General features: G+C 51.8%; 19 protein-coding genes and 2 tRNA genes. 5 read left to right on the forward strand and 16 right to left on the reverse strand.

Annotated elements, in window-relative coordinates:
• Positions 1 to 361 precede the first annotated feature (361 nt).
• The 7 genes from ACIPUG_RS19655 to ACIPUG_RS19685 all read right to left on the reverse strand — a co-directional run bounded on the left by ACIPUG_RS19655 (position 362) and on the right by ACIPUG_RS19685 (position 9,727).
• Positions 362 to 1,840, reverse strand: a complete 1,479-nt coding sequence (locus ACIPUG_RS19655; protein ID WP_039462539.1) for a hypothetical protein — start codon at positions 1,838 to 1,840, stop codon at positions 362 to 364.
• Positions 1,841 to 2,052: 212 nt separating this feature from the next.
• Positions 2,053 to 2,979, reverse strand: coding sequence for a D-2-hydroxyacid dehydrogenase (locus ACIPUG_RS19660; protein ID WP_014916753.1), 927 nt, complete (start codon positions 2,977 to 2,979; stop codon positions 2,053 to 2,055).
• A 69-nt stretch (positions 2,980 to 3,048) separates the two neighbouring features.
• A complete protein-coding gene (locus ACIPUG_RS19665) occupies positions 3,049 to 4,755 on the reverse strand; it encodes a DUF6138 family protein (protein ID WP_400339872.1) in 1,707 nt (568 codons plus the stop codon).
• A 65-nt stretch (positions 4,756 to 4,820) separates the two neighbouring features.
• Positions 4,821 to 6,878 (reverse strand): DUF2207 domain-containing protein, encoded by a 2,058-nt coding sequence (locus ACIPUG_RS19670; RefSeq protein WP_400339875.1) that lies wholly within the window; start codon positions 6,876 to 6,878, stop codon positions 4,821 to 4,823.
• Between the two features lie 4 nt (positions 6,879 to 6,882).
• Complete coding sequence (locus ACIPUG_RS19675; RefSeq protein WP_039283635.1) at positions 6,883 to 7,425, reverse strand: LemA family protein; 543 nt, start codon at positions 7,423 to 7,425, stop codon at positions 6,883 to 6,885.
• A gap of 204 nt (positions 7,426 to 7,629) precedes the next feature.
• Entirely contained in the window at positions 7,630 to 8,679 is a 1,050-nt protein-coding gene (locus ACIPUG_RS19680) for an NAD(P)-dependent alcohol dehydrogenase (RefSeq protein ID WP_400339877.1), read from the reverse strand.
• Positions 8,680 to 9,109: 430 nt separating this feature from the next.
• Positions 9,110 to 9,727 (reverse strand): LysE family translocator, encoded by a 618-nt coding sequence (locus ACIPUG_RS19685; RefSeq protein ID WP_014916756.1) that lies wholly within the window; start codon positions 9,725 to 9,727, stop codon positions 9,110 to 9,112.
• 250 nt (positions 9,728 to 9,977) lie between these two features.
• Here ACIPUG_RS19685 and ACIPUG_RS19690 point away from each other — a divergent pair, with 250 nt between their 5' ends.
• The gene (locus tag ACIPUG_RS19690) at positions 9,978 to 10,862 is read left to right on the forward strand and encodes a LysR substrate-binding domain-containing protein (protein WP_400339880.1); all 885 of its coding nucleotides are present in this window, start codon (positions 9,978 to 9,980) and stop codon (positions 10,860 to 10,862) included.
• 18 nt (positions 10,863 to 10,880) lie between these two features.
• Positions 10,881 to 12,047, forward strand: a complete 1,167-nt coding sequence (locus ACIPUG_RS19695) for an MFS transporter (protein WP_400339883.1) — start codon at positions 10,881 to 10,883, stop codon at positions 12,045 to 12,047.
• 70 nt (positions 12,048 to 12,117) lie between these two features.
• Here ACIPUG_RS19695 and ACIPUG_RS19700 read toward each other — a convergent pair whose 3' ends face one another.
• The 3 genes from ACIPUG_RS19700 to ACIPUG_RS19710 are packed head-to-tail and all read right to left on the reverse strand — an operon-like array spanning position 12,118 to position 14,732.
• Positions 12,118 to 12,936, reverse strand: a complete 819-nt coding sequence (locus ACIPUG_RS19700; protein WP_080163139.1) for an ABC transporter ATP-binding protein — start codon at positions 12,934 to 12,936, stop codon at positions 12,118 to 12,120.
• The gene (locus tag ACIPUG_RS19705; RefSeq protein ID WP_010283101.1) at positions 12,933 to 13,697 is read right to left on the reverse strand and encodes an ABC transporter permease; all 765 of its coding nucleotides are present in this window, start codon (positions 13,695 to 13,697) and stop codon (positions 12,933 to 12,935) included. Before ACIPUG_RS19705 ends, ACIPUG_RS19700 begins: the two co-directional genes overlap by 4 nt.
• 15 nt (positions 13,698 to 13,712) lie before the next feature.
• The gene (locus tag ACIPUG_RS19710) at positions 13,713 to 14,732 is read right to left on the reverse strand and encodes an ABC transporter substrate-binding protein (protein ID WP_039552649.1); all 1,020 of its coding nucleotides are present in this window, start codon (positions 14,730 to 14,732) and stop codon (positions 13,713 to 13,715) included.
• Positions 14,733 to 15,069: 337 nt separating this feature from the next.
• On the opposite strand from ACIPUG_RS19710, the gene ACIPUG_RS19715 reads away from it, so the two are divergent.
• Positions 15,070 to 16,728, forward strand: a complete 1,659-nt coding sequence (locus ACIPUG_RS19715; protein WP_400339886.1) for a DUF1963 domain-containing protein — start codon at positions 15,070 to 15,072, stop codon at positions 16,726 to 16,728.
• Between the two features lie 103 nt (positions 16,729 to 16,831).
• Here ACIPUG_RS19715 and ACIPUG_RS19720 read toward each other — a convergent pair whose 3' ends face one another.
• From ACIPUG_RS19720 to orn, 6 genes are all read right to left on the reverse strand, one after another.
• Complete coding sequence (locus ACIPUG_RS19720) at positions 16,832 to 17,527, reverse strand: YjjG family noncanonical pyrimidine nucleotidase (RefSeq protein ID WP_400339888.1); 696 nt, start codon at positions 17,525 to 17,527, stop codon at positions 16,832 to 16,834.
• Positions 17,524 to 18,756 carry an MFS transporter gene (locus tag ACIPUG_RS19725; RefSeq protein WP_400339891.1) on the reverse strand — a complete coding sequence of 411 codons (1,233 nt, stop codon included), beginning with the start codon at positions 18,754 to 18,756 and terminating at the stop codon, positions 17,524 to 17,526. The genes ACIPUG_RS19720 and ACIPUG_RS19725 overlap by 4 nt, the downstream gene beginning before the upstream one ends.
• 301 nt (positions 18,757 to 19,057) lie before the next feature.
• Positions 19,058 to 19,603, reverse strand: coding sequence for a hypothetical protein (locus ACIPUG_RS19730; protein WP_400339894.1), 546 nt, complete (start codon positions 19,601 to 19,603; stop codon positions 19,058 to 19,060).
• A 460-nt stretch (positions 19,604 to 20,063) separates the two neighbouring features.
• Positions 20,064 to 20,139, reverse strand: a tRNA-Gly gene (locus ACIPUG_RS19735).
• Positions 20,140 to 20,215: 76 nt separating this feature from the next.
• Positions 20,216 to 20,291, reverse strand: a tRNA-Gly gene (locus ACIPUG_RS19740).
• Between the two features lie 216 nt (positions 20,292 to 20,507).
• Entirely contained in the window at positions 20,508 to 21,050 is a 543-nt protein-coding gene (gene orn / locus ACIPUG_RS19745; protein ID WP_010283124.1) for an oligoribonuclease, read from the reverse strand.
• A 183-nt stretch (positions 21,051 to 21,233) separates the two neighbouring features.
• Between orn and rsgA the strand changes: the two genes are divergently transcribed.
• Together rsgA and asd are read left to right on the forward strand one after the other, a co-directional pair.
• Positions 21,234 to 22,283, forward strand: a complete 1,050-nt coding sequence (gene rsgA, locus ACIPUG_RS19750; protein WP_014916773.1) for a small ribosomal subunit biogenesis GTPase RsgA — start codon at positions 21,234 to 21,236, stop codon at positions 22,281 to 22,283.
• A 144-nt stretch (positions 22,284 to 22,427) separates the two neighbouring features.
• A complete protein-coding gene (gene asd, locus ACIPUG_RS19755) occupies positions 22,428 to 23,456 on the forward strand; it encodes an archaetidylserine decarboxylase (protein WP_075278394.1) in 1,029 nt (342 codons plus the stop codon).
• The last annotated feature ends 51 nt before the right edge of the window (positions 23,457 to 23,507 follow it).

Raw genomic sequence — 23,507 nt, forward strand, 5'->3', positions numbered from 1 at the left:
AGACTCGAACTCGCGACCCCGACCTTGGCAAGGTCGTGCTCTACCAACTGAGCTATTCCCGCAGAGAATCGGATTTATTATCTTTTTACTTTCAGCAAAAAACAAATCTTGCCGAAACCAAAACTAGTTAAACCCAGTCAAATCAAATGTAACCCAATGAATTTAATCACTATTTATCAGTAGGTGATTCAACGGTCAGCATTATGTACCAATCAACTTTACGTGGCAAGCCCTTTTCACTGAAAACCTTACCATCCAGTTTTAACCAGCACCAACGCAGTGGGGGCAAAGCTATGAGCCCGCCTCCACAATCAGACCGCCTGAGGTTAAGGCGGCCTGATATTTCATTGACTTATGCGTATCAGGATTTTACGCTTTTCAACAACGTTTGCTTACAGATGTGCCCGAATGTGACGTGAGTGACATTATTCCCGCCCACGCCGACACCGCTCTGAGCCGGGACTTCAATACGCCATGCACCCACATCGTAGGTTGTTCTCCACGTATTAATATAGCCCTGACTGTAGTCCTGGAACTGTGTCGTGTAATCAGCATAACAGTTATCCAATTTCACAGACCCAGAAGCCTTGCCGTTTGCATCAGTGATTATTCCGTGGGCATTGGCAGCATTAAACTCTAACTCACCGTTGTTTTCTCGTTGGTCGAGTATAAGAATCGCCACAATATTTGGAATACCCGCGCCGGTGGAATCCGCCATCGTCACTCCCCAGGTAACATCCCGATAGGCTTGCGTGGTCATAAAACCAAAAGCTGTCGGTGCAGAACTTGGGATACGCAGGACGGTACTTTCCCCCGTAACAGAATGGCTAAACCCAACAATTTTGGAGCCTAAAGTTAGCTTATATTTCTGGGACACCGTCGGTAATCTTGATGGATTAGGCAACACTCTCACCAAAACTTTCTCATTCGGCTGAGAAGGAATGATGGTAATTTCCTGTCCGGTATTACGGGTTGTCCAGGTATTACCGCCATCAGTGGAAGACGCCAGTAACCAGTTGTTATTGGTTCCGCTCGTCACGCCATCAAAGCGAAGTAAAACATGCTGGCCACGGGTTGCGGTAAATACGTAGTAATCCGCATCAGAATCACTATCAGAGTTACCTTCAATTTCCCTCAAATTATCAGACAAGGGATAGGCCAAAGACGGAATATCGTTCAGCTCATAAGCATCAACATTCGTATTAACAATGGCGCCAAAATTAAAACCAGAACCATCTGCGGTATTGGCTTCCATAAACCAGTAATAGTGCCCCGGTGGAGTTAAATCCAACGTAGCTTCATCAGCATTCCCTGCTTGATTTGAATAATTAATTGCCGTCACATTATTCTGACCATCGTCCCGCATCAAGCTAAGCGCAATATCTGTTTCAGGACTCATGCCTACGACGAATGCGGTTGTTTTAGAACGCTGAGTGATTTCAAAGTGATAACAGGCGCTGCCTCCACTTTGCAGCCCGTCCAGCGTATAAATAGAGTTTACGGCAAGAGTCGGACACAGCGGAGTGAATGCAGCGTTATTAGCAAGAGGCTGGGTGCTGGATAACGGCTTTTTTTGTGCATTTTTTGCATCAGCCTGTGCAGCTGGTGCATTGGGAGCGATAACAACAACCCCCTCATTTTCCGCTTTGTGAAATTTATAATTACTTGCAGCATGCGCTTGTATGCTATTAGGGGCATCAAATACAGAAACCGTGCCTTTCTTTTGCAGTTTCCCAATATCCTTCACTTCGACAGAAACGCTGGTTTCAGCAATCGCTGAACCCATGCAGAATGCCAATCCGGCAGCCGCAAGATATACATTTAAACGATGGTATTTCATCCCAATATTTCCTTATCCTTGAGGATTATCAAATAGAACGCAGACTTATTATTTAATAATTAACAAATACTGAACGTGAAGCGGACGTAGTATTACACCGACATGCTGTATAATCTCAATAAAATCTTACAAAAATATTTAAAATGAAATTTTTAAATGAGCGAATTGAAATTATTATTAATTCGCTCATTGATAATTTACTCAATAATTATTTAATACTCGCGACTAAAATCAACCTCACCACGCAACGTATTATCAGCATGAAAGCGGGTGAGATTATCCAGAAATAATCGCCCCATCAGCCCCGGCACCATTGGTCCGGCAATGTGCGCCGTCAACGTCAGATTCGGTGTGTTCCAGAATGGATGGCTGTACGGTAGCGGCTCTTGCCTGAATACATCCAGCACCGCCCCCGCAATCTGCGCATCACATAGCGCCGCCCGCAAATCATCATCCACCACGGCGCTACCCCGTCCGACATTAATGAACAGCGCCGAAGGCTTCATGGCGGCAAACAGACGGGCATCGTAGATATCGGTGGTTGCCGACGTATCGGGAAGGAGATTGATGACATAATCGGCCTTCGGTACCGCAGCGGGTAACTCCGCTAAGCTCATGATCCGTTTAAAATCAGGCCGCTGTCTTGGCGTACTAACGATGCCATATAACTCAACGCCAAAAGGCCGTAGAAAACCTGCGACCTCACAGCCGATCTCTCCCGCACCAACAATCAGCACATTTTTATCCGCCAGCGATCCTGGTAAACGGTGATCCCAGCGCCGTTCTTCCTGACTGATTTGCCGTTCCCCCAGACGCAGTTCATGCCTGAGCATATAGGCAATCACATATTCGGCGATAGGCTGCCCAAACACGCCAACAGCACGGCTTAAACGGTAATCACGCGGCAACTCATCAGCCAACAGCGGTTTGAACCCTGCCCAGGTCGACTGTAGCCACTTTGGTTTGGCTCCCTGAGCCAACAATGCGGCAGCGGTATCCGGTTCACCCAGCCAAATCGGGCAGCTTGCGGCCTGCTCTGCCGTACCGTTCGAGAGCACCAGCTCAAGCTCTGGTGCAGCATGATTTAAGACAGAGCCAATCTCATCGGCCCGCGAGTCCAGCAGCAGAATAGCGGTCATAAGCACGTTCCTTAGCAGAGTGAGACACCTTCGGACTCACTCCGAACATTGTCGTCATTACGTTTACGATTAGGCAGAAGCCTGAATGAGCGACGTCAATAGCGCGCCGCGCTTCGCTTCCGATTTTTTCACCAGTGCAGCAAGCTTTTTGGTGTTGCCCCAGATGAGATACAAAATATGTTCTATCACGGCGGGTTCCCGCATCCGCACTTCTTCAACCAGTTGTTCGAACAACGCATCATTCTCTAGCGCGAGCAACATATTCAACTTTAGACTTTCTGTCGCATGGCTCAGACAGGCAACCAGCGTCGCCACGTTCTGCGCCGTCACGCTATGCTTATCGAAAAATGCACGAATGAAGGCATCCTGTACCGATTGATGCTCATCATCCACACTTTCCATGTAATCTTTGACGAGTGGGAAGTATCCCGCCTCGGTCAGACCAAGCCCGAACACCGCATAGCTTCCCGGCATACAGCACTTTTCGCCTTCCGAATCGTCATACCATTCAAATTCTTCAATCGCAGTACGCGCATAATCCTCAAGAAGCGGATAGTTCGATTCATACTGCAACGCGTTAGCAAAAAAACGATGGGTATCCGATTTTGCCAGCCCCTTGATGGGAAGGTACTGCCGCATCGACGATTTCAGGACGATCTTGTAGCTCTTTGGGAAGCCGAGCGTCAGTAAGCGCGTAATGAAGCGCAGCGCCTGCTCATACGCTTCGGCGCTTTCCTGACGAATACGGACGGTGATGGTCGAGAACACATCATTCGCCACGCATTCCACCGATTCGTTCTTCAGGTTAATCTGCGCTTTCTCAAACGCACCACTTCCCTCTTCCATGATGCTTAGCGCACGCGGGTAGCCCAACTGCTTCGCGATATCCAGATATTCCAGCGCCTGAGACTTACTGTAGGAAGGCTCATAACGCAGAATCATGATGGCGGCATAAAGCACGAGCTCGACGGGGTGAAGCGTTTGTGGATCCTGCTGCTCCAACGTGATTCCGGGCTTGAGGGTATAGATTTCTGGCTCAAAAAAATGCTCAGGCTGAGATACGTCGCAATACCGCAGCAGAAATTGCTGCTCTACCCATGTTTTTAATGCACCGATAATATTGCGCCGATGCTCCGACAGCTCCGCATGCCCGGCATTTCGCCGCTGAATTTGCTCAAACTGCGTCATGATCCAGTGGATATCCTGCGAGGGAAAGAGCTGTATATCAAGCAAGTGACGAGCCAGAAAGAACGTTTGTAGCGGCTCCGTCGGCGCATCGCCATGAGTCAGGTGCCGATCGGTATAGGCGTGGATAGACTCAAGTAGCCGCTGTTTTTTCACCTCGTTGGTGAACGTAAACAGCGTAACCAGCAGGCGGCCTTCCGTTGCCGGGAAGATGGCACGGAAGCAAAACCGGTAGTTAATCAGCGCCGTATCGGCCAGTTTCTCAATACGCTGCGCGATAGCCTGAGTCAGCACAGGAACGATACTTTCCTGTATCTGCGCCACGCTCAGTGCCCCTTTGCGGCTGCCGGGAGACAGCCCATCGGCATCCGGCTTCGCTTCAGAGGATATCGACGTACGCCCCGGCGCATAATCCAGTATCACATCGTCATGGATGCCGGCCTGCAATGTGGTTCGCGATATAATCTCATCAAGACCGGCCCTTTGCTCCTGCGTATCAAACCATTTGTTGATTGCCGCAAGCGACTCGTCGCGCATAGGGAAATCGTGTTGTGGTGATACCCCGGTTTCGTTTGAATGCCTGTCCGTCATTTTCCTATTTTTCCTTATTATTTATCGCAGATGAAACATTGCCCCAAAGCACGGTATTGATGATGCTACCACCCGCCTCCACCGCCACCGCCGGAACCGCCTCCCGACGATCCCCTGCCGGAAGAGCCGGAACCGCTGGAGCTGCCGCCTCCCCCGCCAGAGCCGGAGCTCACCACCGTCGTTGACGAGGCGCTACACGCGCTATTGAACTGGGAAATACCGTCCCACTGCGTACTGGAGAACACGTCAGAAACCATTTGGTGGCTTTTCAGATACTGAGCAAACGTATTGGCCCAGGTTTCCCCCACGCCCAACGCCAGCGCATAAGGCAGCATGCGTTCAAAATGCGTCACTCGCTCATCGGGCGGATACAGCGTTTCATAACGGCGCTCTTCTGCGGCGCGGAGGTACAAGGTCATCCCTTTGGCTACGGCCAGACCATTCAACCCTTTCTGGATATGACGCGGGACGATGCAGAAGAACCCCAAACACAGTAACAGGCTTACCGATAAGGCTCCCTGATAGTCTGTCGGCAGTTGAGACGATGTCAGTAAGCGAAACAGCCCGAGACCAAACGGCAGCGTAAAGAGAAACCCGGCCACCACCAGAAAAAGCGAGGCTTTACTTTTCTCACTATTCTTTAGCAGTGCGGAATAGCGTGCGTATTTCAGTAATTGCAGACACAGCATCATACTGAACAGAAGGAAAGGCATGCCGATAACCGTGCTTATTGCCGTCCAGAGATTGAAGAAAAAGCCGTACAGCACCGGAACCAGCAGGCTTAGCGCGAGACCCACTCTCACGGCTCCTGCACTCGATAAAAACAGCGTCGGGTGCATTTTTTCATAATGCGCCTCTTGAGCCTTACGCGCCTTCTGCATTGGCACCGAACGCATACTGGTTTGCGTAATATCCAGTTTCTTCGTCTTGCCGGGAAACAAGGTGCTGAGGAGCTGTTTATCCTCAGGTGTCAACTTCATGGACCCGCTTTCAGGTAAGCGAGTGAGCCACTGCTCTTCTCGCCTCTGTGTCATACCACTTCGGCTTTTTCTCGGCTTATGGATGACTTTTGTCAGCGCAATCGCACGCCTGGCAACCAGATCCAAGACATCGCTGGAGAAAGCCACGTTATCGTAGGTTCGTTGACAGAGGTAACGTACATAGCCGGGATAAATGCCATTGGGAACGCTATACAACGGCATGACTGCAGGTTTCGTTAAGCCAAGCGGGGTTATATGCTTACCCCACCAAAACAGGTAGTAAGCCACTATCAGAAAGGGAGGAAACCACAGTATCCCGCTTTTCAACGCGGGCGAGAGCCAATTCCCCAGCAGAGAATCCTCTTGCGGTGCAGGGGCGGAAGCCAGAATACTCCGTGGCCAGGTGTAGGCGACCGTTACACCTTCCCCCGGATGCAGCGGCGCGAGCGTCTCGATACTGCCATCAGCCAGAATACGGGCGTTGTCACCTTTCCTGCCCACCGGACCGGTATAGACATCAATCGATTGCAGGCGTGTGTCTTTACCGCTGGCAGAGAGAAACGCGGCTTGCTCCGGCAGATACAGGCGAAAACGCACCTGATTTATTGGATAGCTCCAACCGTTGCCGGTGACGTTCCAATACAGCTCATCCCAGTCGGGAAAGCGGCTGAAATGATTACTCACCTGATACTGAATACGGTAGCGATAGACTCCAGGTTGCAGTTGGCGATCGGTTCGACCAATCAATACTTTAATCTGTTCGCCCGTTTGATCGATGCTGTAGCGTTCCGGCTCGCCATCTCGCAGCACCTGTGTGATCTGGTACGCCAGCCGGAACGTACTGCCGTCCTGCCGATACCAGACCAGCGGGAGCGTGCGGAAAATCCCTCGCTTGATCTGCTCGCCGGTCGACTGAACCTGAATGGTCTCATCCACCAGCATGGTGCCATCCGTCTGGAAGTGAGCCTGCGAATCAAATAGCAGAATACGTTCGTCCGCTAGCCGGTTATCAACGTTAGCGCCCGGCGCGACGCTAACACTAGGGATAAACATATTATCCGGCACGTTTGCCTGAACTAAAACACTCCATCCGAGTAAAACCAGCCAGCCACAACGGCGCAGCGCATCCACCCACCTTGCCATCACGTCACTCCATCCGTGGAACGTCACCCTCTGCGGGATTCTCCAGTTCAAAGAACGCTTCGGTTTTAAACTGGAACAGTTTTGCGATTAGCAAGCTGGGGAAGGATTCCACCTGAATATTCAAATCCCGCACCGTGGCATTGAAATAACGGCGCGACATCTGAAGCTGCTCTTCAATTTCAGAGAGCGATTGCTGCAAGGCGAGGAAATTTTGGTTGGCTTTCAGGTCAGGATAAGCCTCCGCTAGCGCAAAAAAGCGCCCCAGCGTCCCTGAGTATTCCCGTTCATTCTGAGCAATTTGCCGCGTACTGCCAGTCTGACTAGTACGCTGGCGGGAAATGGCTTCCAGCAGGTCTTTTTCATGCTGCGCGTAGCGCTTGACCAACGTCAGAAGATTAGGGGCCAGATCGTGCCGGCGCTTTAACTGCACCGCAATACCGCTCCAGGCTTCATCTTTAAAACGTCGCAGAGATATCAATCGGTTGTAGGTAAAAATCGCCCAGATAATCACCAAACCAACCAGAGCTAAACCAAGATAAATTTCCATTTTAAACTGTCTTTTCGCTGTGATAGAGAAGGAAAATCAACGCGTTGGTATAAAGGTATGACAACGAATAGTACCGCATTCACGCGTCGTTGGTGACAGGAAATTACGCTGGTTTGGTTTTTCTCATGATGTAGAGAAGGCGTGATAAATCAGTCGATGACAATCCCACAGCACGGGGAAATCCGTGCGGTGGGATACAGCTAATCAGGCGTGCAGCGTGGCGTTATCAATGACGAAGCGGTATTTCACATCGCCTTTGAGCATCCGCTCGTAGGCCTCGTTGATTTCGTCGGCGCGGATCAGCTCAATATCGGACACAATCCCGTGCTCGGCACAGAAATCCAGCATTTCCTGCGTTTCAGGAATGCCGCCAATCATCGATCCCGCCACCGTGCGGCGTTTCATGATCAGGTTGAACACATTAGGGGAAGGATGCGGTGACGCAGGCGCACCGACCAGCGTGAGCGCGCCATCACGCTTCAGCAGCACCAGAAACGCGTCCAGATCGTGCGGCGCAGCAACGGTATTCAGGATTAAATCGAAGCTGCCCGCGTGCGCCGCCATTTCTTCCGCGTTACGAGACACCACGACTTCATTTGCGCCCAGCGCCTTGGCATCTTCACGTTTGGATTCAGACGTGGTGAACGCCACAACATAAGCCCCCATGGCATGCGCCAGTTTGATCCCCATGTGGCCAAGTCCACCGATCCCTACGACACCGACCTTCTTACCCGGCCCGACATTCCAGTGGCGCAGCGGCGAATAGGTGGTAATCCCCGCGCACAGCAGAGGTGCGACCGCAGCCAGTTCCGCTTCGGAATGACGGACGCGTAGCACATAGCGCTCATGTACGACGATCTGCTGGGAGTAGCCACCCAGCGTCCAGCCGGGCTCATCCGCCGTCGGGCCGTTATACGTGCCGACCATGCCGTCACAGTAGTTTTCTAAACCATCATCGCATTCTTCACAGTGCCGACAGCTGTCCACGATGCAGCCAATACCCACCAGATCGCCAGCCTTAAAGGCCGAGACATGAGCCCCTACAGCCGACACCCGCCCGACGATTTCATGACCGGGTACACAGGGAAACTGTGTACCTGCCCATTCAGCACGTACCTGATGCAGGTCCGAGTGGCAGATACCACAGTACGCAATCTCAATCTGGACATCGTGGGCTCCGGGCGCACGACGGACAATCTGCAACGGTTCAAGAGGTTTATCGCCCGCATGGGCTCCATACGCATGTACAAGCATGGCTATTTCCTTTTCTGTTGAGAAACCGATTATGTTGAGAAACACGCTATACCCTAAATAATTCGAGTTGCGTGACAAAACGTTAGCGTTTTGAACAACGCTCTGCGTTGACCCTTTAGGGCAAGGCCCATTTATGGCCTTGTAACGCGGCAACCGAGCGACAAATTCGTCGGGAACGAATTTGACCAGCCAACGGCTGGCCTCCGGTGAGAGACAGGATGTCTCTCATTTCATCCCCAGGAGCTTACACGAGTAAGTGACTGGGGTGAGTAAGGGCAGCCAACGCACAAGCAACTTGAAGTATGACGGGTATATTTTCCTCAATTCCCCCAGCAAACAGGTATAGCATTCCGCTTGTTTTCTTGCCTAATTCTCCATTTTTATGTTCACACGACGTATTACAGACGGCTTTATTCACCACCGTCATGCATCAGAGCGTAATTTTGGTGAACGCCAGCGAAGCGCCTAACGCAATCAGTGCAACGCCGATACCTTTGTCGACCAGACGTTGCTTGTCGAGCAGCCGGCGACGCATAGCCGGTGCGGCAAAAAACAGCGCGACAATGCTGAACCAGACCCAGTGCGCCACCGACATGAATAACCCATAGCCAAAATTATGGCTCATTGGGCTACCGGGCTGCACAACCTGAGTATAGGTGGCGACAACAAACAGCATGGTTTTTGGGTTAAGCGCGTTGGTGAGAAAGCCCATGCGAAACGCGGCAAGCGATGACGGCGCATGACCGGACGCTTCTTCTAATGTTATTTTTGTTTTATTGGTTAATGACTTATACCCCAGATAAATCAGATATGACGCTCCTAGAACTTTCATCGCCATAAACAGTATCGGAGAGTTCACAATGAATACCGCGATGCCAAAAACGGTATACATCACGTGGATCTGGACGCCGCAGGCAATGCCAAACGCGCTGAGTAAACCGGCGCGCGAGCCAAAGGCATAGCTGTTGCGGGTCACCATGGCAAAATCAGGCCCCGGACTGATCACCGCCAAAATGGTGATCGTCGCGACGGCAATTAACTCATTCATTAACGTTTTCCTTGTTCGGCAAGCCATCACTTTCACGATGATTTTGCACAGATGGGTAACAGACAGGATAAAGGAGCAATGCAAAAATCACTGACGCAATACGGCTAGCAAAGGTGCGACCTCTACGATATTTCCTCATTATTTAGGCCATTAGGCCTTTTAAATCTGAAGACAGTGTGATTATTCAGCGTTTGCATGTGGCAAAAAAGCGATTTATCTTGGTATAAATCTGTCAAATTTCATCGTGTATATGAAAATTCCCTCGTTAGCCTCTTTTCGCTTCTTTGAAGCGGCCGCACAAACCGGTAGCTTTGTTAAAGCCGCCGAATCCCTGCACGTCACGCATGGTGCTGTCAGCAGGCAGATCAGATTGTTGGAAGAGGCACTGGGGGTTGAGCTATTTGAACGACGCAACCGCGCGATCTTTTTAAACGCGGCGGGTCGTTCTTTGCATACGGTCACGCAGTCCGTCTTCGAGCAGCTCGAAGGCGCGGTCTATCGGCTACAGCAAGGTGCGCAGGATGAGGTACTGACGCTGTCATGCGAACCCACGATTGCCATGAAATGGCTGATTCCGCGGCTACCGGCTTTTAATCAGGCGAATCCCGATATCAAACTTCATCTGGTGGCTGCGGGCGGGCCGATTGATTTTGTGCGTAGCGGCGTTGACCTCGCGCTGCGGCGTGACGATTTTCACTGGGATCCGCAAACGCATGGGGTAAAGGTGTGTGACGAATGGATGGGGCCGGTAAGTCGCGACAAAGCCGATCGCAAGGAGAGTCTGGAGGGAATGCGCTTGCTCTATGCCGGAACGCGGCCGAAAGCGTGGGCAACCTGGCAACGACAGACGCATGTGTCACTCAAAGGCAGCACCAGAGCGGACTATGAACACTTTTATCTGTGTATTCAGGCGGCGGTATCGGGATTAGGCATGGCAATGGCGTCTTTCCTGATGGTGCAGGACGAGATTGCAAACGGGCAACTGCATGCACCGTATGGATTTGCGCGGGAGGGGTCTGCTTATTATCTATTATCGCCTATCCCCCTCGAACAAAATGAAAAGTACGTACGATTTCATACCTGGCTAATGCAGGAAGTATCCACCTGCCTTTCCGGGGTTGAAAATGCTTGTTAAAACCGCACTGGAAAGACAATGACAGCATATTCCCGTGAAGCCAATTTCACGACACTGAACATGATTATCGCCGCCTCACTCGTGGGGTTGGTTACGGGGTACACGCTGCCGCTCATCAGCCTAAAGCTGGCCGAGCTCGGGCACAGCACCGCGACACTCGGTATTCTGGCAGCCCTTCCCGCGGCGGGGATGATGCTATCCTCTTTCGTTACGCCATGGCTCAGCCGCCACCTGCACGCCAGCTATCTGTTATCCGGCAGCCTGATCGTTCTGGCGGCATCCACCGTTGCCTCGTTCCTGCTGTCACACCCTGTTTCGCTCATCTTCCCCCGCCTGTTAACCGGGCTCGCCTCGGGGGTTTTGGTGGTGCTGGGAGAAACCTGGGTCACCAGTCGGGCGTCAGACAAACACAAAGCGACGCTGACGGGGCTGTATGCCGCCGTTTTTACAGGGTGTCAGCTGATAGGGCCGCTGCTGATTGCCGCTGGCGAGCCGATACAAACCTATGCGCTATGGCTGATTTGTGCGATATCCGCCGCGTGTGCGTTCATGCTGAGGAACTGCGCCACGATGGTTCAGGCAGATGAATCGTCCTCAGCGTCTTATCGGGATCTTATCCCTTTTCTCCCGGCAATCGCTTCTGGCGTGCTCTGCTTCTCCTTCTTCGATGCCAGTATCCTTGCGCTCTTTCCGCTTTACGGCATGGAACAGGGTTTAGACGAAAAATCCGCGATCTTACTGGTCACACTCATTTTTCTGGGCGATGCCGTCTTTCAGACGCCGATTGGCTGGCTGGCAGACAAATGCGGCATCATCAAAACCCACATCGGCTGCGGCATCCTTTTCTGTGTGATGCTGGTTTTGATCACCTTCTCGTTCTCCTCCCCTTCACTTTTGATCCCCGTCTGTATCGTACTGGGCGCAGCGGCGGGCGGGCTTTACACGCTGTCTCTGGTTCGGGCGGGTCAGAAATTTGCCGGTCAGCGGCTGATTGTGATGAATTCACTTCTGGGGCTGGTGTGGTCGGCTGGTAGTATCAGCGGGCCGCTATTCTCTGGTGCCGCCATCACGTTTTACGGCTACGACGGCCTCATCGCCATCTTGCTGCTAACCGGCGTGCTGTTTGTCGGTATACAGGGCATATTAAGAAAAGAACGCGTATCGCGCTCGTTGGGTGAAGAGTGAATGCAGAAATCTGGCTCACCCAGCCCGCTACGGCTGGGTGAGCCAGGAATAGATACGCCAGATGGGCGACTTATGCAGCCATTTCGCGTTTGAACACCTCCAGCGTATGTGCCTTGACGCGGATAAACTCAGGATCGCTCATCGCCTCCGCACCGCGCGGGCGCGCTAAATTGAACGGAACAATCTCCGACACCGTCGTTGGCCGGCGCGTCAGCAGCAGGATTTCGTCCGCCAGAAATACCGCATCTTCCAAATCATGTGACACGATGACCATCGTCACGCCGGTCGCCACCTGAACTTCTTGCAGCTTGTCACGGATGAACAGCGTCATTTCAAAATCCAGCGCGGAGAATGGCTCATCCAAAAACATCACCTCTGGCCCCGTCGCCAATGCCCGCATGATACATACCGTCTGCTGCTGTCCACCTGAAAGCTCATACGGATAACGCTGAAGATCGAAGCGAATATCAAACATCGCAATCAATTCATCCATCCGAGCCTGAACGTCTTGCTTGCGCATGCCGCTGCGCACCAGCGGGTAAGCAATATTCTTCCAGGCGCTCATCCAGGGAAAAAGTGCATCACGGTAGTTTTGAAACACATAACCGATTCTGGTTTCTGACAGCGTTTTGCCATCAAACAGGATATCGCCGCTATCGACGGGAATCAGCCCGGCAATCATGTTCATCAGCGTCGATTTACCACAGCCATTCGGCCCGAAAATAGACACGATTTTGCCACGCGGTAAATCCAGATTCAGGTCGGTATAGAGCGGCTGACCCGCAAACGACTTGTTCAAGCCGCGAATGGTAACGTGGGTGTTCGGTGCCGGATAAGGCGGAAAAGCGGTATCCGGTTTTTCCACTTGCGCTGTATGGGATGTCATCATGCTTTGCCACTCCAGTGAACAATTCGTTTCTCTACCACTAAAAACAGGACGTTAAGCAGATATCCCAGTGCGCCCGTAATCAGAATCGAGGCGTACATATCCCGAATATTGAACACCTGCTGGGCATCAATGATGCGGTGTCCCAGCCCCGTTTCCGAGCCAATAAACATCTCCGCGACAATGACGATCACCAATGCCATCGACACGCCCGTGCGCAGGCCGACAAAGGTTTGCGCCAGACTTTCCAGTAACATGATGTCTTTAAAAATATGCCAACGGGAAATCCCCATGACCTGCGCCGCCATCAGACGGGTTTTCTTTGCATTCATCACGCCATAGGCGCTGTTGAACAGAATCACCAGCACGGCGGCAAAAGCCGAAATGGCAATCTTATTCGCGTCGGTTATCCCGAAAATCAGCAAAAATAACGGAATCAGCGCCGATGATGGCGTAGAACGAAAGAAGTCGATCAAGAACTCCAGGCTGCGGTAGATCTTTTCGTTACTGCCTAAAATGATGCCGAGCGGCACACCAATCAGTGCAGCAAAACCAAACGCCACCAGCGTACGGTATAGCGTCGCACCGATATCGGTACGCATGCCGGCATCCGCGAAAGACTGGAACATATAACCCAGCGTCTCAACCGGCGATGGCAATAAAATAGGGTTCAGCCATTTCGCGCTGACGGCCAACTGCCAAAAGAGAAACAGCAGAATCGGTCCGACAGCGGGTAATAATTTAGACGTCCAATGCTGGCGCATAATCGAACACCTCCCTTAAGGCTGATAAATCAGGCTGCTGACATCCACCGGCTGCCGGAAGATTTTTCTTTCGGTGAACACGTCATAGAACTTCTGGAACCACGCCAGATTGTCGCCTTTTAGCTCGTCGTACATGACAAACCCCGGCAGCGGCACTTCTTTACTCAATTCGGCCTCAATGCTGGTGTAACCAGTGATGTGATCGCGTGCGGCTTCTGGGTTCTGCTGAATAAACTGCACCGATTTGGCATAGGCCTGCGTGAAGCGTTTTGCATCCGCCGCACGGCTTTCGATAAAACCGCTATTTAACGCCGCCGCACCGCCAAACCACGGCGCATCGGGGTTATCGAGCACATAACGCGAGATCACACCGGTTTCCAGAGTACGCGACAGCCCTTTCAGCCGCCCGACGGTTCCCGTGGGTTCCAGCGTATAAACGCCGTCAATTTGCCCCGCGGCCAGCGCAGCCACATGTTGCCCGACGGGCAATTCCGTCACGCGCAGCTCGTCCGCCGTAAAGCCATTTTTCTCCAGAATGATTTTGGTCATCACCACATTCTGAATACCCGGGCCACAGGCGATGCGCTTGCCTTTCAGCTCCGCGATACTTTTTACGTCGCTGTTTAACGGCACCAGAAATTCATCCAATACCATCTGATGATTCGACGGGTTCGAGCAGATGATCTTGAACAGGCCGGGTGAGGTAATCGCCCCTAATCCCAGCGCACCAGTGGCCGTACCGTTGGCGCATCCGTGTATGCGGCCCGTGATCATCCCCTCGACAATCTGTTGCGGGCTGGCGAATTTCACCGCTCGCACATTCAATCCTGCCTCTTTGAAAAAGCCCCGCTCAACGCCCACATATAAAGGCAAGCCGCCCACAATCGGCCAGTAACCAATACGGATTTCTTCCCCTTCGGCAGCAAAAGCCATTCCCGGCAGCAAGCTACTTAGCGTCAGCGCCCCTGCGCTAACCGCTGACCACTTCATCAACTGCCTGCGTTTACGATCGATCTTGTCATTGTTATTTTTCATTGTGTTCCCCCTTCAATGGTGAGCTAACAACAGCTGATAACCACCAGCCTGAAAAAACCGATCAGGTCGATTGCCTGAGTCGCCCCATCTTGTACACAAGATGGTATGTAAGACTAAGCACAGGCCGTGCCATGTTTATTAGCGCCATAAAACCCCAGCAAACACGCCGATCCGGCTGCGTTAGCGCACCAAAAAAAAGCAAAACGTTACAAAAATGCATTGTGAGTGATGCAGAGTGATTAGCAGTCAGCACATCGTCTTCTTGCTGAGGTCGACAAATGTGGCATCATAAAAAGCCCCATTAGAGGCGATATTCTTTTCTACGTTAGGGATTGCTATGCCAATCATGCACACGGATGTTTTATCTATAGATTTCCCCTCAAATTTCACGTCTATTGAGCAGATAGGACAAGGGGCTCTCGGCCAGTACGCCACCGACGACGGCATCGTTGCGCTAAACATTTATCCGGTGAGTAGGGAACTGCTGCATAAAGTAGAAACGGGGCAGGCAGAGCGATATCGCGCTTTCTGCGGTAAAAGCTATGGCAAACTCACCTGGCTTGAGGAAAAGACGTTAACTCTCGAAAACGACAGCGCATTGTTAATGACGGCTGAAGGGATTTACGGCTTCGCCTACCTGTTCGCGTTTATCCGCTTAACGGACACGGTTTGCCTTTTCGCTGGGGGATACTGCCCGGAGGATCGGCGACAAGAACATTTCAAAACCATAGAAACCGCGCTGCGCAGCCAGCGGATTGTCACCACAACCCCAGAGATGGCATTGAGCCGCCATCGACAAGCATTAGGGGAAGAAGACGCGGGGGCCAGCGCCATTCAGGAAAGCAAGCTAGAAATAAAGCAGGAAAAGACAGCAGAGACGCCAACCTTTAGCCCTATTCCCATAGATCCAGCCTTGCACCCGCTGCTGGCGGAGCATTCTCCGTTACGGCGGCACCTTGTGGATGCGCTGCTCTCAGCGGATACCATCACCCCCATAGCCCATGCCGTGGCTGGTACTTTACGCAGCAGCGTCGATTTCTATCATGGCACTGAGGACGACCAGACAGCGCTGGGTAATCATCGGCTGGGCGGTCTGCCAGATTTACCTGTTGATATCCCCTACCCTTGTGTCAGCGTCGCCGAAGATATTCTGCTCGAATACGAGGAGTGCTGGGAAGAAGGTGAAGACGAAAAAGACGTGTGCATTTTTCCCTGGGACGACGTTACACAGAGCTATCGTGTACCGCTGGAATTTATTGCGCAGATAGACTGCCGCGCTTTGGCACCGCTGCAAGATTATTTACCGCGCGAAGGCACGTTATTCTTCTTTCTGGAATGTGGAAGCAGCCCTGTAACAACCCGAGGGAAAGTCATCTATGTGCAAGATGCCGCACGTCTGTGCAGCGGCATTCGCTTTGCCGGCCTGACCTTCAATGATGAGAATACACTCGGGCAGAAGCCCGCATTCAAACTACATCCGAGAACCAGCGTCGCCGTCCCCAGCTTTTACGCATTGCGCCAAAATCCTCATATTGGATCCATACTCTGCTCGCGCCTGAGTCTAGAGCAGCAGGCAGAGCTGGACGATGATACATACGACGATGCACTGTCCCGTCTTGGCTTTGCACAATATTACGCCTGGCAGTTACGGCAACTGGGCGCATTCAATCTGCTGCCTGACAGCAAAGCGACGAAAGAGCAACTCGCCTGGATGATCAACAACGACATGCTGCCATCGGACTTTTCGCCTGATGCTCTACTGCCTGAATATCGGGGCATTGCCCGAATCAACGGCTGTGGCTTCAGCCAGCATGAATTACCAGAGTTGCAGGCAGCACAGAAATTGGGTGGCGAAGCGCAGGACTGGCTGGTGCTGTTTCAGGTCTGTCTGGACGGACAATTTCAGTGGGATGACGGCATGCTGAATTTCATCATCCATCGCACAGACCTTGCCGCCCTACGCTTCGACCGCGTATTTTTGGTCTGCGACTACTGAGGACGTGCATGTTGCTAAAGCTAAGTGAGCAATTGGGATAAGTGCGACGACAATCCACCGCGAGTTAACCATGGTGATTGTCGTCGATGTTGCGTGGTACGGCTTAAGATCTGCCGCTGAGCTGCGTGAAGACATCTTGCAGGGTTGCGGCTTCGTAGGTTGGCGCGATGTCCGAATCGTTGGCGGCTCCGCCTGCGTTGAACCAGCAGCTGTCTATGCCGTACAGGTTCGCCCCAAGAATATCGGCATCGAGCCTATCGCCCACGATGATCGCTTTGGTTTTCTCGAACGAGCTAAATTTGCTGGCGGAGAACTCGAAGAAACGTGCATCCGGCTTGGCGAAGCCGCAAGCCTCAGAGGTAGCGACAAACGAGAGACAATCTGCCAAACCCGAGTTCGCCACACGCTTCGCCTGCACATGCTCGATACCATTGGTAATAATGCCAACTTCACCAATCTCGGCAAGCGCTTCACAGATCTGAACCGCGCCATCTACCAACACCACGGTCTCAGGCAGGCACTCCAGATAGAGGTTGCTCGCTTTGTGGGGATCTATATCGATTCCATGAAGGGAAAACGTGCGGCGGAATCGTTCGACTTTCAGGAGATCCTTGGAGATTTCCCCCTTTTCAAACTCACTCCATAGCTGAGTATTCTCGCGCTGATAGTCTGCGAATAGGGTCGTATTCTCAATATCGACACCAAGGTTCGTCAGCGTACGCGCAAACGAAAGACGCTCAGAGGCTTTGAAGTCCAGCAGCGTGTCGTCAAGGTCAAACAGGAAATGGCGGTATTTCATAAATGTTGGTTACTCTGCATCAAGGAATCACTTCTGACGGAGACGGACTGCGCTGGCTTAGCGGCCGCTAGCGCACGGTTAACCCCCAGAACTACGACGAGGAATGATAGCGTCAATAGCCCAATCATCACCCACGGAAACGCGCCCGGGCCTGCGCTGCTAAGAAGCAATCCTCCAATGACGCCCCCTGAGGCCACCGCGGTGTTCCACGATGTGGTAGACATCGACTGTGCGACGTCCACAGCGTCAGAAGAAAGATGAGTCATTGCCGTTTGCGTGACGACGGAGAATCCCCCGAAAGAGATGCCCCACATAAAGACTGCCAGAATCAGAATGACCTGTACATCGGACCAAAGGCCCAGAAGAAGCGTCGCCGCGGCGAATAAGAGCACCTCGGCAGGACCGAGACGCTTGAGATTTCCATCGACAATAATGCCGGACAGCACAAGGCCAAACACCGCCCCCGCCCCGAAGATGAACAGCACGCCGTTGAGCCAGTCCCCCATGGCGGAAGCCACGAGGAAAGGTTCGATGTAAATATACAGAATGTTGTGCGTGACGATGTAGGTGAGGATCAGCGCCAGCGTCGCCCCGACGCCACGCTTGGCGGCAACCTGAGGCAGTGATAACCGTTTATCCGCCGATTCCCCTGGGAAATCGGGAGCAAAGAGCGCGATCCAAACGACAAGGAGCACCGCGATAACCGACACAAGCCCAAATGCGCCCTGCCAGCCGATGACTGACCCAAGAAGGCCGCCAATCGGTACACCGAGAACCAGCGCCGCCGTAGAGCCCGCACCGACAATGGCAATGGCACGCCCGAGTAACCATCTGGGAACCATACGGGAGGCGTACCCGGCAAGCATCGACCAAACCACGCCACCGAACAGACCGGCGACAAAGCGGGCGGCCAGTGATAAAACGTAGCTGTCTGAAAAGGCGGTTACCGCATTCACGACGGCAAACCCGCTAATCGCGATGAGCAGCAAGGGCTTGCGTCGCATGCCGCGCGTCAGCGCCGTAGCAGGAATCGCAGATAACAGCGCCCCCAGAGCAAACGCGGTAATGAACTGGCCGGCCAGACTTTCAGAAACATCAAGACCCGTAGCGATCGCACTGAGGAGCCCTGCCGGCATGATCTCAGTCAGTAAGGTCAGAAACGCGGCTGTCGCAAGTGCGAGGAGCTTTAACACGGGGAGAGACGGGGTTTGGATTCGATTTGCACTCAAAATAATTATTTACCTGTAACGCGGACCTGTCGTGGCACACTGAATTTCGCCACCTGAGCAGAGATGATATCACCACATCCGTATACAAACAGGTAACATGATGTTCGACGACAGGGGGGTCTCACGAGGAAACACCCGATGACACGCAGAGATCCGCCCACTCGACACCAAGTCGCAGCCAATCAGCCCTCAGTTTTCCCACACAATTCACCCGTCAACCACTGAATGGCTGTGTGGGTCAAGTGAATAGCCGTAGATTGCAGACGGCGGCCTGCAATCTACGGTAGAAAATAAAAAATGACTATTTCTTCATTTCAAGGCTTTTCATTGCCTCTTTGCTTAACCCATGCGTTGAACTGCTAATAACACAGTTATAAGTCTCACTTTCATTAATAACCATAAAAGTGCTCACCGGGTTTTTCATTTTTTTATCAAGAGAGAAAAGAATATAAGCATTGGGTAAGGAACTCGGTTTAAATGCACCAAATGAATAGCTATCAGAGAGACCCAAAGCGGATAAATCGGCCGTTAATTCCATGGGTTGTGTACTCTGTGGTGAAGGGAACATAGATTTTGCCGACATCATCATTGACTGGGTATTAATGTTATATTCTGTTGTCACTTTCATGCCGACGTATTTGGATTCAGGCATATTCAGTTGTTTCTCACACATCGCATCGTGCTGCGGACTGGGCGTTCCATTTTGCAGGACAGCGTGAATATGTTTGAGTTCAACTTGCTCTTTTCCGGTATGTGCTTTTACCGTGTCATCAGCCTGAGCAAACCCACTCATCACTAAAGCCGCCGTCGCTACAACATGTAAAATAGTGCTATTTATTGCTTTCATTTTTCCATCCTCTTTTATCTGTAGGGATAACCATATGATTCATGATAACAACCCATTATTTATTAAATAAATAATCGGAATGCCTCATGAAATTTAAATGATACTCCCCAGATAGCGTCGAATAGAAAAAATCACTAAAAACAATAACAACCTTCTTCATTTTAAACGATGTGATTTTTATAAATGCATTCTGGTTATAAACATAGTTAATTTTTAATATTACGTCAAAATCAAACCGACATAAAAAATAAAATAGAAAAGAGAATCAGAATAAATATAACCAGACTAAGTATTTAATAAAATGATTTATCTACGATATCAACGATCAAGGCACAGCCCAGAGACATCACTCAGCGTACAGCATAGGTTTCTTACGCGATGAAGAAAGCAGAAAACGTTTAATGGGTTTGAAACATCAAAAGAGAAAAGGATACTGGATTAAAGAAAGAAACTAAAAGATTGGAGCGGGAAACGAGACTCGAACTCGCGACCCCGACCTTGGCAAGGTCGTGCTCTACCAACTGAGCTATTCCCGCATATCGGACAGACATTAACAGGCGTTACGTCTGATTACTGCGTACTGCTTGTATGGTGACAAACAGTAATAAAATTTGGAGCGGGAAACGAGACTCGAACTCGCGACCCCGACCTTGGCAAGGTCGTGCTCTACCAACTGAGCTATTCCCGCTCGGGAAATCTTCATACGATGTTGAAGTTCTTTAATTGAAATTCTTCATCGGTATGGGGTGCGCATTATACGAGAAATCCGTTTAACCGCAAGCCCCCCAAAATGAAAAATTGTCTGACTGCTGATAAAAAAAACAATACGCTGACAAAACAGGCATTGTGACGTAAATAGCAGCAGATCGCGGCACATCACGCCCTACCCGTTTTGCTTCAACGACTACAGCCGCAGAAAGTTCTCACGGTAATAGGCCAATTCCGCCAGTGATTCGCGAATGTCGTCCATCGCCTGATGCGTGCCTTGCTTCTTAAAGCCCGTCAGGATTTCTGGCTTCCAGCGTCGCGCCAGTTCTTTGAGCGTGCTGACATCCAGATAGCGGTAGTGGAAGTAGGCTTCCAGCTCTGGCATATAGCGGAACAAGAAGCGACGATCCTGACCGATGCTGTTGCCACAGATCGGCGATTTACCCGCCGGTACCCATTTTTGTAGAAACGCCAGCGTTTCCAACTCGGCAGCGCGTTCATCCGTCGTGCTGGCTTTGACGCGATCCGTCAGGCCGCTGGCACCGTGCGTACGCACATTCCAGTCATCCATCAGCGCCAGTTGGCTGTCTGACTGGTGCACCGCCATGACCGGCCCTTCAGCCAACACGTTTAAATTTGCATCCGTCACCAGCGTTGCGATCTCAATGATGCGATCGTGATCCGGGTTCAGACCCGTCATCTCAAGATCGATCCAGATCAGGTTATTTTCATCTACCATCGTAGGAATTCCTGTTGCATTGTGCCCTGTCGTCGATACAAGGATACCAGTATCAATCTCAATGCTGATACCGATAAGGTGGTATCAGTTAATTAAAATCAAATAGGGTGTATTATAGTCGGTTCAAACGCGGTGGGCGATAACGCACTGCCGCGAACGATAAATCGTCTTAAGTGAGGCTCAGTGAGCAAAAAGAAACTGTCGAAAGGTCAGCAGCGTCGGGTTAGCGCAAACCACCAGCGTCGCCTGAAAAAAACGGAAAGCAAAGTCGAATGGGAAGATAGCCAACTGGGCGATGCGCAGGAAGGCATCATCATCAGCCGATTCGGTATGCACGCCGATGTGGAAGCCGCCGATGGCGTGGTGCACCGCTGCAACATTCGTCGGACCCTTTCATCGCTGGTCACGGGCGACCGCGTCGTCTGGCGCCCCGGCCATGAATCACTTGCTGGCATCAGCGGGATCGTGGAAGCCGTTCACCCCCGCCATTCCGTCCTGACACGCCCCGACTATTACGATGGCATTAAACCGATCGCCGCCAATATCGATCAGATCGTGATCGTTTCGGCGATCTTGCCTGAGCTGTCGCTGAACATTATCGATCGCTATCTGGTCGCCTGTGAAACGCTGGAGATCGACCCGCTGATCGTGCTGAACAAAATTGACCTGCTGGATGACGAATCCCGCCAGTTTGTTGATAAACAAATGGATATCTACCGCGCCCTCGACTATCGCGTGCTGATGGTTTCCAGCCATACTCAACAGGGTATTCCTGAACTGGAGCAAGCCCTCACCGACCGTATCAGTATTTTCGCCGGACAGTCAGGTGTCGGGAAATCCAGCCTGCTTAACGCGCTGCTCGCACTGGATGAAGAGCGAATTCTGGTGAATGAGGTGTCTGATAACTCAGGATTGGGGCAACACACCACCACCGCCTCCCGGCTTTACCACTTCCCGCACGGCGGCGATGTGATCGACTCACCGGGCGTGCGCGAATTTGGTCTGTGGCATCTGGAACCTGAACAGGTGACGAGTGGTTTCATTGAGTTACGTAAATACATCGGCTCATGTAAGTTCCGCGACTGTAAACATGAAAACGATCCAGGCTGCGCGATCAATGCTGCACTTGCGCGCGGAGAGATTGCCATCGAGCGTTTTGATAACTATCACCGGATTCTGGAAAGCATGGCGCAAGTAAAAACGCGTAAAGGCTTTTCGGATACAGATAACTGACATTTATCATGACCATCGTTACAATGCGCCCCCTTTGAGGGTAAGTGAATCCGCTAACTCTCTTTCTGGGCTACCGCTGGCAACGTCAGGCGTGTTTCCCAGACAGCTTATTTTATGGCGCACTATTAATCCAAGAGGCTCACAGTGCTGGATAATATCAAAATCAAATTACAGTATTGGCTTCCCAAGATCTGGCTGACCCGCTTAGCGGGCTGGGGAGCAAATAAGCGAGCAGGAAAACTCACCAAGCTGGTGATCGATCTGTTTGTCCGCCAATACAACGTCAACATGCAGGAAGCGCAGCAGCCGGATACCGCCTCCTACCGCACGTTTAACGAATTTTTCGTTCGCCCTCTGCGTCCTGGCATTCGCCCTGTCGATCCTCATGCGCACCGTCTGGTGCAGCCCGCTGACGGCGTGCTGTCGCAGTTTGGCCCTATTACCGACGGCAAGCTAATTCAGGCGAAGAACCACGACTACACGCTGGAAGCGTTGCTGGCTGGCAACTATGTGATGGCCGATCTGTTCCGCGACGGTCTGTTTGCCACCATCTATCTTTCGCCGCGTGATTATCACCGCCTCCACATGCCGTGCGACGGCGTGCTGCGCGAGATGATTTATGTGCCGGGTGACCTGTTCTCCGTCAATCTGCTGACGGCCGATAACGTGCCGAATCTGTTTGCACGTAACGAACGCGTCATTTGCCTGTTTGATACTGCATTCGGCCCATTGGCACAGATTCTGGTGGGTGCGACCATTGTCGGCAGCATCGAAACCGTGTGGTCAGGCGTGGTTACACCACCGCGTGAAGGCATCATCAAGCGTTGGACTTACCCGCAGGCGGGTGAAGAAGGTGCCGTCGTACTGGCAAAAGGCGAAGAAATGGGTCGCTTCAAGCTGGGTTCAACCGTGATTAACCTGTTTGCCGCAGGCAATAATCTCCAGTTTGCTGCTCACCTGAATACCATGAGCGTGACGCGTATGGGCGAGCCGTTTGCCGAAGTCCGTCAAGATGAGCAAACGCCTGTTGTCTTCCCGGAAGGCACCGAGCTGGAAGCCAACGACGCCGCACTGTCGCCTGCCGCGGTAGCATCTGAGCCCGCTCAGGTTGAGGGACAAAATCCTGCGGTTGAGGCATCCGGCCAGACGGGCCACAAACCCGACGCGCCGTAAATAACGGCCGACTTTAGTCGCTTGTAAGAGTGTTGTTTGTAATAAAGGTAG

The sequence above is a fragment of the Pectobacterium sp. CHL-2024 genome (assembly GCF_044751765.1).
In the GTDB taxonomy this organism is placed as follows: Bacteria; Pseudomonadota; Gammaproteobacteria; order Enterobacterales; family Enterobacteriaceae; genus Pectobacterium; species Pectobacterium brasiliense.

Bases quoted from the DNA above. Each gene is read 5' to 3' on its own strand.
- ACIPUG_RS19655 (WP_039462539.1), bottom strand. From the start codon at position 1,840: ATGAAATACCATCGTTTAAATGTATATCTTGCGGCTGCCGGATTGGCA.
- ACIPUG_RS19660 (WP_014916753.1), bottom strand. From the start codon at position 2,979: ATGACCGCTATTCTGCTGCTGGACTCGCGGGCCGATGAGATTGGCTCT.
- ACIPUG_RS19665 (WP_400339872.1), bottom strand. From the start codon at position 4,755: ATGACGGACAGGCATTCAAACGAAACCGGGGTATCACCACAACACGAT.
- ACIPUG_RS19670 (WP_400339875.1), bottom strand. From the start codon at position 6,878: ATGGCAAGGTGGGTGGATGCGCTGCGCCGTTGTGGCTGGCTGGTTTTA.
- ACIPUG_RS19675 (WP_039283635.1), bottom strand. From the start codon at position 7,425: ATGGAAATTTATCTTGGTTTAGCTCTGGTTGGTTTGGTGATTATCTGG.
- ACIPUG_RS19680 (WP_400339877.1), bottom strand. From the start codon at position 8,679: ATGCTTGTACATGCGTATGGAGCCCATGCGGGCGATAAACCTCTTGAA.
- ACIPUG_RS19685 (WP_014916756.1), bottom strand. From the start codon at position 9,727: ATGAATGAGTTAATTGCCGTCGCGACGATCACCATTTTGGCGGTGATC.
- ACIPUG_RS19690 (WP_400339880.1), top strand. From the start codon at position 9,978: ATGAAAATTCCCTCGTTAGCCTCTTTTCGCTTCTTTGAAGCGGCCGCA.
- ACIPUG_RS19695 (WP_400339883.1), top strand. From the start codon at position 10,881: ATGACAGCATATTCCCGTGAAGCCAATTTCACGACACTGAACATGATT.
- ACIPUG_RS19700 (WP_080163139.1), bottom strand. From the start codon at position 12,936: ATGATGACATCCCATACAGCGCAAGTGGAAAAACCGGATACCGCTTTT.
- ACIPUG_RS19705 (WP_010283101.1), bottom strand. From the start codon at position 13,697: ATGCGCCAGCATTGGACGTCTAAATTATTACCCGCTGTCGGACCGATT.
- ACIPUG_RS19710 (WP_039552649.1), bottom strand. From the start codon at position 14,732: ATGAAAAATAACAATGACAAGATCGATCGTAAACGCAGGCAGTTGATG.
- ACIPUG_RS19715 (WP_400339886.1), top strand. From the start codon at position 15,070: ATGCCAATCATGCACACGGATGTTTTATCTATAGATTTCCCCTCAAAT.
- ACIPUG_RS19720 (WP_400339888.1), bottom strand. From the start codon at position 17,527: ATGAAATACCGCCATTTCCTGTTTGACCTTGACGACACGCTGCTGGAC.
- ACIPUG_RS19730 (WP_400339894.1), bottom strand. From the start codon at position 19,603: ATGAAAGCAATAAATAGCACTATTTTACATGTTGTAGCGACGGCGGCT.
- orn (WP_010283124.1), bottom strand. From the start codon at position 21,050: ATGGTAGATGAAAATAACCTGATCTGGATCGATCTTGAGATGACGGGT.